Here is an 8,920-nt window from a genome sequence, read left to right as displayed (position 1 = left end):
TTAATAAAACACCAAGAGCCAAAAATCAATGAAATTTGATATCCGAATCGACTTTGAAATAGGCAAATATTGAGTTTAACCGGGCTTGAAGAAATAAAAAATAGGAGTCTCAAAACAAGCTTAAAACAAGTTTAAAATAGGCTTATTTTTATTGGAATTTACATAAAAACTCTTAATTAGGAAGTTTAGCTTTTTCTATTTATGAGCTATTGCTGTTGTCCTGCGGACCCTGAGAAAAAGAAGGAATGGGAAGAGAAAATGCTCCCGGAAATGGATTTTCTGGACAATGACATAAAACCAGTCAGATATTCAGCGCTCTCAGGTATTCGATAAGGCTGAAAATTGCTTATATTCTCTCAGAGAGATCACTGTGTCTGCGAACTGATATTCAAGTTAAACGAAAGGTAGAATCCGGTTTTCCACCATCTGACAATTATGAAAAACCATGGGATTATCGAAGCTTACAAAAGCTCAAAATGGCACTTTTACAGGTTGAACTCTGAATTTGAAAATATTCTTAAAATTGTAGTGCAGATGAAAAACAAAGAGTCAGAATAAGCTTGAGTTAAGCCAGAAGTGGAAGGAGGGACACTCCTGATCCTGACAATGTAGAAATGACAAAAATAGTTTTTGATTATTCAGGCTACAAAAACGTTGCAAAGATCAATACCGGACTTTTCTATGAAAAAGAATTCGAGGCAAAGGTCAGGGAGTTTGCTGAGCTTTACGGCTTTGAGGTCGTGGGAGGCAGTCCTTAACTTATCGAAAGGTGCTATGAGAGGGGAAAAGAGGGTTTGCATGTAAAAAGGAGTGGAAAGACTGAGTAAGAAAATAATCCGAAGTTTACTCCAAAAAGTATCATATATAGAAAAAACACATTATAGAGCCGGAAAATATAGTTAAACTTTTATTCTTTCCTCTCCAGCATGTTAATACTGCAAAAAGGTAGACGAAAAAGATGAGCAGGAGCTGATCTGGCTGACAAACAGAATTCCTTTTTCCAATATAGGCCCTGAAACGAATTATGACAAGCAGTGGGCTTTTGAGATTGCTTATTTTACCCAGAATATAGGAACAGCTCTCAGGGAACTGGGGAATCTTCTGAACGCCAGGGATTACGTCGAGGCTCGTCTCCTGGCCTCAGAGATGAAACAGAGAGCAGAATACGAAAAAACCGTCCAGCCTGACTTCAGGACTTCGGACTGCCTTGCGAAGGCCCGCAGGCTATTCAATCGTTTTCTGGATGAGTGCGTAAATTTTGCAGAGCTTTTGAGGATCACAACAATACAGGAAGAAACCAAGTGTGAAGAGCTTCTGGACAAGCCCGAACAAATTCGGAATTCAGTAGACAGATTGAACCTCCTTAAAGAAATGTTGACCGATGAGCTTTGCCTTCACGGCTGGTACTACTGAATAGCAATATCCTAAGTATACCTCTAAGCAACATCCATAAGCATATCTGCAAACATCTTACAGGCTTTTGTTTAAAGTCCATACCGGATGATCGTAAATTCGGGCTAATCGTAAATTTGATCTCATAGATCCTCACTAGAAGACCCCAAAGAGTTATATATAGGAAAAGAAGTTACAGGGTAACTATCCAAGTGAAAAAATAATCAGTCTAATCACTTAGTCTGCCTGTATCACAGGGAAGAATTCAAAAAAGCGTCCGGAACTTATCCAAGAAAATCGCATTTTTGCTGTATAAGTTTTATGTATATCGGTTCTGAATTTCCCTGGTCCTTAGGCACCTTCTCGCATTCCCGGGGATATTGACCATTTATACGGCGTGTTTACCTGTTTTTAGCTGGTATCATGTACCGGTTTTGATAAGTGGCCTTTTCCGTAAAGGAAACTGTCGGGTATGCGGCAGATAGCATATAAACAGCAGGTCTGCAATCTGCACGATCTGTAGAAAAAATAACTGTTAATATTAGAGTGAGTACATGGAAAAATTAGCAAAATTCAAAGCACTTGGGCTCTCAGACAACACATTGAAAGCCCTCAAAAAGAAAGGGTTTGAAGAACCAACCCCAATTCAGGAAAAGGTTATCCCGCTTTTTTTGAAAGGAGAATGTGATATTATAGGGCAGGCTCAGACCGGAACCGGCAAAACAATGGCTTTCGGGACCCCTATTATAGAAAAAATCCCTGAAAAATCCGGAAAAGTACAGGCAATAATCCTGACTCCAACCCGAGAACTGGCAATTCAGGTCTCGGAAGAGCTCAACTCCCTGAAAGGAGACAAAAAAATACACATTGTCCCTATTTATGGGGGACAATCCATGACCCAGCAACTTAGGGCGCTGAAAAGCGGAGTGGACATTGTTGTCGGAACACCCGGAAGAGTTATGGATCACCTTGAGCGGAAGAGCTTAAACCTCGAAAACATTTCATATTTCGTGCTGGACGAAGCCGATGAAATGCTGAATATGGGCTTTATCGACGACATTAAGGAAATCTTAAAGTCAACCGGCCCTGACAAAAGAATGCTTTTCTTTTCAGCTACAATGCCAAAAGCAATCCTTGGAATCGTCAAGAAGTATATGAAAAACTATGAGCACATCGCCATAGAAAAAGAGGAATTGGTTGAAGACCTGACCGAGCAGATTTACTTCGAAGTCAAGGAAAGCGACAAATTCGAAGCCCTTTGTAGAATTATCGACATCGAAGACGAATTCTATGGGCTTGTATTCTGCAGGACAAAAAACGATACCGGTCAGCTCGCCCAAAAGCTTGGAGACCGCGGTTATTCAGCCGATGCCCTGCATGGAGATCTCTCCCAGCAGGAACGGGAAAAAATCCTCAACAAGTTCAGGAAACAGAAGATAAATATCCTTGTAGCAACCGACGTTGCAGCCAGAGGCATCGATATCCTGGACCTGACCCATGTTATCAACTATACTCTGCCCCAGGATCCCGAATCCTACGTGCATAGGATAGGAAGGACAGGAAGAGCAGGCAAACAGGGAACTGCTATTACCTTTGTTACGTCCACGGAATACAGACGGCTCACTTACATAAAAAAGACCTCAAAGTCAGAAATGAAGAAAGGAAAGCTGCCTGAGATAAAAGACGTAATTAAAGCCAAAAGGACAAGAGTAAAAGCTGAACTCGAATCCACAATTAAAGCAGAAGAATACGGAGACTGCCTTGAGATGAGCGAAAAGCTCCTCGAAGAATTCCCCGCAGAAAAAATCCTGGCTGCCCTTCTGAAGTATGCTTTCAAAGAAATGTTCGACGAAAGCATGTACGGGGAGATTTCCGGCAGTTCATATGTCGACAGAAAAGGCAAAACCAGGCTGTTCATTGCTATGGGAAAAGTCGACGGTATGACCCCGGACAAGTTGTGCGAGTTCGTACAGGAAGAAACCGGTGATAGCGAACTGAAAATAGTGGATGCAGAGATTTTCCCCCACTTTTCTTTCGTAACCGTACCCTTTGCCCAGGCTGAAACCTTGCTTGAAATCTTCAAAAACAAACAGAAAGGGCGAAAACCTTTTGTGGAAATTGCCCAGAAATCCAAGGGAAGAAGCTCAAAAAATGATGGTGACCGCAATGGCCCTCGCAGCAGTGGTACTCGAAGTGACTCGCGCAGTGGTACTCGAAATGACTCGCGCAGCACAAATAACACAAGAAATACGAGAAGTAGTAGAGCTCCGAAAAACTAAGATTTCTTGTATTACTTGAATTCTCTTTTTTAGGATTCCTGGGGATGAAAAAGCTTCAGGAACTCTGTAATTTTCCAGAATATATATTTTAGAATAAGTTCAGTGATTTGTGTAATACTGAAAAATCGTCCGATTTTGAAATTGGTTATAATTTATCGAATACTTTCGTAATTATTTACTCTCAGCAAAACAGCATCAACATTCTTTATAAAATTAATTCAGAATAAATTATAGGAAAGTTTGTATCCTCTTCAAATTCAATGGAGAATTTTCCAACTCGAAAACTATTCAACAAATTTACCACACAGTTATAAAGTTAAATGTGTCGTTTGAAGCTGTTTATTAAACTTAATTAAATTTTTAGTTTTTTAGCAAATACATGAAATTTACTTTTACCCATACAATTTGAAGAGGATACGAAAGTTTAATAGATGCTTATTTCCCAAAAAATGTTTTTATTCCTATCAGAATAACAAATATTCCAAAAGATTTTCTCATTACATCAATAGGAAGCGTATTTGCGAATTGGGCTCCGAATTTCGCACCAATAACCATGGCAAGACAAATGATTATACCCGCATACAAATCAGTATTTCCTCTTTTATAATATTCAAGAAATGCGAGTATTCCAACAGGAGGAAGCAGTGCAACCAGAGAAGTCCCCTGAGCCTTCAGCTGGGAAAATCCTTCTAAAATCACTAGTGCAGGAATGATTATAACCCCGCCCCCAATTCCAAATAATCCACTTAAAATACCTGCGGCAATACCAATTATTAAATAGATTATTATATTATTCATAAAGCCACACACTCCAAACAGATTTAAAAATATCATTATTTGATGCAGTAAAACCCAGCCTGCATGTAAGAGTACCAGAACAACTCTACGGCCCTGAATCCTGTTTCTCTCAACAGTTTCAGATGTTCTTCGACAGTTATGGGGAAATATTCAGTATCGAAACGTTCCAGATGCTCCTTTACTTCTTCTTCAGTCCTGCCGTGAGTTAACTGAAAATCGCCCCAGTATCGTTTTCCTATTGCAATTCCCTCTTCTGTTAGCGGCCTGATGTTCTCAAAGGTGATATAAACTCCACCTTCGTTTAGCAAATTATAACACACTTGGGTAGCTTTTATCCTGTCTTCGCAGCTAAGATAATGATGGCATTGTATAGCGGTGATAATGTCAGATTCTTTCTCTAATTTCGGAGAGACTTCCTGGGTAGGGGAAGCCCTCAGAAATTCCAGCCTATCGGCAGGATAAGATGACAATTTTTCCCTTGCCTGGGATAGCATGCCTTCTGAAGGGTCAAGTAAAAGAAATTTTGTATAGGGAAATTTCTCAATTGCCTTCTTGACCAGGGACCCTGTTCCACATCCGGTATCCATCCATACCTTCGGACTGGAAGGCAGCGATTTAACGAAATTGATAGTTTCCTGGTGAAAAGATGAGTAGTAAGGTAGAACACCGGATATTCGAGCATCGTAATCCTCAGGAAGATGAGGAGTAGTGTTTTGAGCAGGTTTTGCAGCAGTCATAGCAGTGGACCCTCTTAAACTCGTTATGCAAAAAGATTATTGCTCTTTTTCAGAAATAAAGGTAATTAATGGTTTCAAAAGTATCTGACACCTTTATAACAGTTGGGACAATAAACAAATTCAAGCATTTCTGGACCAGGCACTACCTTGAAGGAATTTCCCTCTTAGAAGAAATAGGATGCCTTTGCGAGTCTGAAGTCCTCAATGATAAAGGTTTGAAAATCCTTATGCAGAAGAATTAAAGCAATCACCTTATCTGGAAAAAATTGATAAGCTTCCAATTTATAAAAATTTTAAGTTGATACTTATGAATGAAGATATTAAATTGGGGCTCATTGTTGCGGATAAATGCCTGACCTTAAGCTGCATAAAAAGAGGCATAATACGTCATGACCACAGGTTTGTTCATTTCGGACCCGAAAGCCTTTGAGTGGGGAGAGAGGCTTTTTGGGTATTTTAATACTCGGTCAGAAACCTGCTTTTGAAGTTATCACTTTTGGTGATTTCAAATCATCTTGAAATAGATATATATTTAATAGTTTCAAATATTATTGCTTTATCATATAATTTCATTATCCGGATATTATTCTCTATCCTGAACTACTTACAGGAAAAAATAGAAACCTGTTAAAAGGCATTTCCAGAAAAAGAAAAAAGGAGTTTTTTCAGTATGCATTACAGCCTTGGAATTGATGCTGGGGGCACCTATACAGATGCAGTGCTCATCAGGGACTCGGATGGAGAGATTCTCGACTCAAACAAAGCGCTTACTACCTATCCCGACCCCCTCGCAGGCATCAAAAACGTAATTGACGGCCTCAATCCTGAATGCCTTGAAAAAGTAAGGCTGGTCTCAGTCTCAACGACCCTATCTACCAATACTATTCTTGAAGGCACCGGTTTTCCCGTAGCCTTGATCCTTATAGGAGATCATCCTCTTGGAAAAGAACCGCCAACTCAACATATGCTCTTTGCATCCGGCGGGCATAACCACAATGGAGAAGAAGTTGCTGCTCTTGACCTTGAGACTATTGAAAAATTCGCCATACAGGTGAAGGACAGGGTTTCAGCTTTTGCCATATCGTCCTACTTCAGCACAAGGAACCCTGAACATGAAATAAAAGCCAGGGAAAGAATCCTTGAGCTTACAGGGCTTCCTGCGGTTTGCGGACACGAACTTTCCCAGGAGTTAGGAGCTTATGAAAGAGCAGTAACGGCTTTCCTGAATGCCCAGCTGATCCCTGTAACAAGGCAATTCGTACAGTCTATAATTTCGGATATTACGAAACGTGGGATCAGTGCACGGCTCCTTATGCTCAAATGCGACGGTTCAGTAGTAGGAATCAAAGATGCCCTGAAAAAACCGATAGAAACTATCTTTTCAGGCCCTGCAGCAAGCCTTGTAGGAGCCTCATACCTTTCCGGGCTGAAGACCTGTGCAGTTATAGATGTTGGAGGCACGAGTACGGATATCTCCTCAATCTGTATGGGTGTTCCTGACCTGAGCGATGAAGGAGCAATTGTAGGAGGCTGGAAAACCCGTGTCCGGGCAATAAGGATGGAGACAACGGCTACAGGTGGGGACAGCCATATCTGGACAGTGGACAGAGAACTCTTCCTCGGGCCAAGACGAGTTATTCCTCTGGCAGTGGCTGCGGTGCAGTACCCAGGTTTTCTGAATAACCTCAAAAGGACACCTATGCCTGCAAGGGAAGATCTTTGCGAAAATATACAGCCCACAAAGTTTTTTGTCAGGTCAGGCTACCCGGAAGGAGAACTGAGCAAGGCTGAAGCTGAAGTGCTGGAAGTTATCGGAGACGAACCCACCTCAGTGCCGGAAATTTCAGCCCTTATCCGAAAAGACCTTCATCCCCAGACTCTTGATTCCCTTATCAAAAAACGCCTTGTCCAGGCAATTGGCTTTACTCCTACCGATGCCCTGCACGTGCTCGGAGAATACAGGGCCTGGAACGAAGAAGCTTCCCGCATAGGCGCAGAAAGGCTCGCAAGGCTCATGCGCATGACGCCGGGAGAGTTCTGCACGACCGTAAAAAAGAGGGTTACCAGAAATATGGCGCTTCATCTTCTCTCTTATATCCTGGCGGGTGTTCCATACTCATCCATTGAAAAGATCCTGGACGGAAACTATCCTGCAAAATTCAAACTTGGAATCCCGGTCGTTCTGCTCGGAGGACCTGTCCGAGCACACAGGAAAGAGCTGGAAGAGCTTATTGATGCTGAAATCCTGGTTCCGGAACATGCCGAAGTAGGAAACGCAGTCGGAGCCCTCGTAGGAAAAGGCATCAAAAGGGTTGAAATCCTGATAAGGCCAGCAAGCCTCGTGTCTCCGGATAAGGATTTCCTTGTTTTTGCCCCGGACAGCAGGCTGAGGTTCGAGACATATTCGGAAGCCCTGGAGACAGCAACCGAAATTGGGGAAAAGCTTGTTGCGGATTACATGAAAGACTGCGGTCTCAGCGGAAATCAGGTTGAAATTTCACTTGAGAAAAAGACTATCTCTCCTGATGGTTGGAACCATCCCCCGATGGAAACAAATCTGTCGGTGATGGGAGTAGGGATACGGGGACCGCATGTTTAAAAGATAAAGGGAAGAAATAGAAAGGGAAGAAATATGAAAATCCTGCTGATTGCCGATATCCATGCAAACTACGAAGCCCTTCAGACAGTTTTGAAAGTTCCTCATGATAGAGCCATCTGCCTCGGAGATATCGTTGATTACGGGCCTGATCCTGACAGATGTATCGACCTCCTGCGCATGAAAGAAATTTCCGTAATAAGAGGAAACCATGATAATGCAGTTGCTTTTAAGGTTGACTGCCAGTGCGGGTACAAATATAAGCATCTCTCGATTGCGACCAGGGAATACACCTGGGGAATTCTTGACAGAGACAGGATAGAGTATCTGCAAAAGCTTCCCCTGCTGATAAAAGAGGAAATCGACGGAAAGAGACTCTACCTGACCCATGCGAGTCCTCGCTCCATGTTCGAATACATAAAACCCGAAACTCCGGACGAGGAAATCCGAAATATGATAAATGAGGCAATGGAACCGGTGGAAGCAGAATTTCTCATCGTCGGGCACTCTCATATTCCTATGAATAGGAAACTCGGAAATCTGGCAATAATAAACCCCGGTTCAGTTGGACAGCCGAGGGATGGAGATATCCGGACAAGCTGCGCTGTTTTTGATACAGAAAACGGAAAAGTAGAACAGTTACGCCTTGATTATGACATTGATTCTGTCTGCGCAAAGATCAAGGAAAGAATGCCTCATGCAGAGGAACTGATAGCTATTCTCAGGCGGGGTTATTGAGAGTAAGAAGCTAAATGAGAATATGCATAAACAGTCTGTTTATATCCAGAGCTTGATCCAGGAAAATAGTAAGTTAAATATGGAGCTTTTACCTGAGAATACGGAAATAAATAAAAGACTTCATAGTTCAAGGCCCTGAACTACTGCTTTTCTCAAGTTTTCATTCCTGCTGTGAATCCAGGTTATTCCCTTAAGCCCAACGACAATTTTATTGCTTTGCTCCAGGTAATCCAGAATAACCATCAGAGTATTGTGGTTTACCTGCCTTGGGAGCATTTTCTTGAATTCTGCAACTGTTACAACGCTTCTCGGTCTGTTTTTCAAAGTATCTTCCACCATAAGAACCTAAGTTTGACAGTATCCACTAATTAATATTGAAA

The 8,920-nt window shown here is 41.9% G+C and carries 10 protein-coding genes and 1 pseudogene; 8 read left to right on the top strand and 3 right to left on the bottom strand.

Going from position 1 to position 8,920, the window contains the following annotated elements:
• The first annotated feature begins 201 nt into the window (after positions 1-201).
• The 4 genes and pseudogenes from RG963_RS15745 to RG963_RS15730 all read left to right on the top strand — a co-directional run bounded on the left by RG963_RS15745 (position 202) and on the right by RG963_RS15730 (position 3,671).
• A complete protein-coding gene (locus tag RG963_RS15745; protein ID WP_310577230.1) occupies positions 202-333 on the top strand; it encodes a hypothetical protein in 132 nt (43 codons plus the stop codon).
• A 272-nt stretch (positions 334-605) separates the two neighbouring features.
• Positions 606-758 (top strand): annotated as a pseudogene (locus RG963_RS15740) (DUF1638 domain-containing protein); the annotation flags it as partial.
• 388 nt (positions 759-1,146) lie between these two features.
• The gene (locus tag RG963_RS15735; protein ID WP_310577229.1) at positions 1,147-1,413 is read left to right on the top strand and encodes a hypothetical protein; all 267 of its coding nucleotides are present in this window, start codon (positions 1,147-1,149) and stop codon (positions 1,411-1,413) included.
• Positions 1,414-1,946: 533 nt separating this feature from the next.
• Positions 1,947-3,671: a DEAD/DEAH box helicase gene (locus tag RG963_RS15730; protein WP_310577228.1), complete on the top strand. Its 1,725-nt coding sequence runs from the start codon at positions 1,947-1,949 to the stop codon at positions 3,669-3,671.
• Between the two features lie 435 nt (positions 3,672-4,106).
• Here RG963_RS15730 and RG963_RS15725 read toward each other — a convergent pair whose 3' ends face one another.
• Complete coding sequence (locus RG963_RS15725) at positions 4,107-4,469, bottom strand: sulfite exporter TauE/SafE family protein (RefSeq protein WP_310577227.1); 363 nt, start codon at positions 4,467-4,469, stop codon at positions 4,107-4,109.
• 35 nt (positions 4,470-4,504) lie between these two features.
• A complete protein-coding gene (locus tag RG963_RS15720; RefSeq protein WP_310577226.1) occupies positions 4,505-5,206 on the bottom strand; it encodes a class I SAM-dependent methyltransferase in 702 nt (233 codons plus the stop codon).
• 68 nt (positions 5,207-5,274) lie between these two features.
• Between RG963_RS15720 and RG963_RS15715 the strand changes: the two genes are divergently transcribed.
• The 4 genes from RG963_RS15715 to RG963_RS15700 all read left to right on the top strand — a co-directional run bounded on the left by RG963_RS15715 (position 5,275) and on the right by RG963_RS15700 (position 8,540).
• Entirely contained in the window at positions 5,275-5,448 is a 174-nt protein-coding gene (locus RG963_RS15715; protein ID WP_310577225.1) for a hypothetical protein, read from the top strand.
• 56 nt (positions 5,449-5,504) lie between these two features.
• On the top strand, positions 5,505-5,636 hold the full coding sequence (locus RG963_RS15710) for a hypothetical protein (protein WP_310577224.1): 132 nt from the start codon (positions 5,505-5,507) through the stop codon (positions 5,634-5,636).
• A gap of 240 nt (positions 5,637-5,876) precedes the next feature.
• Positions 5,877-7,805 (top strand): hydantoinase/oxoprolinase family protein, encoded by a 1,929-nt coding sequence (locus RG963_RS15705; protein ID WP_310577223.1) that lies wholly within the window; start codon positions 5,877-5,879, stop codon positions 7,803-7,805.
• Between the two features lie 33 nt (positions 7,806-7,838).
• A complete protein-coding gene (locus RG963_RS15700; protein WP_310577222.1) occupies positions 7,839-8,540 on the top strand; it encodes a metallophosphoesterase family protein in 702 nt (233 codons plus the stop codon).
• Between the two features lie 120 nt (positions 8,541-8,660).
• On the opposite strand, the gene RG963_RS15695 is transcribed toward RG963_RS15700, so the two are convergent.
• Positions 8,661-8,864, bottom strand: a complete 204-nt coding sequence (locus RG963_RS15695) for a hypothetical protein (RefSeq protein ID WP_310577221.1) — start codon at positions 8,862-8,864, stop codon at positions 8,661-8,663.
• Positions 8,865-8,920: the final 56 nt, after the last annotated feature.

Origin of the sequence: Methanosarcina baikalica (genome assembly GCF_031461075.1) — an archaeon.
Lineage (GTDB): Archaea > Halobacteriota > Methanosarcinia > Methanosarcinales > Methanosarcinaceae > Methanosarcina > Methanosarcina baikalica.
Note: the sequence above shows the minus strand (reverse complement) of the source record. Positions and strands in the feature narration are given on the sequence as shown.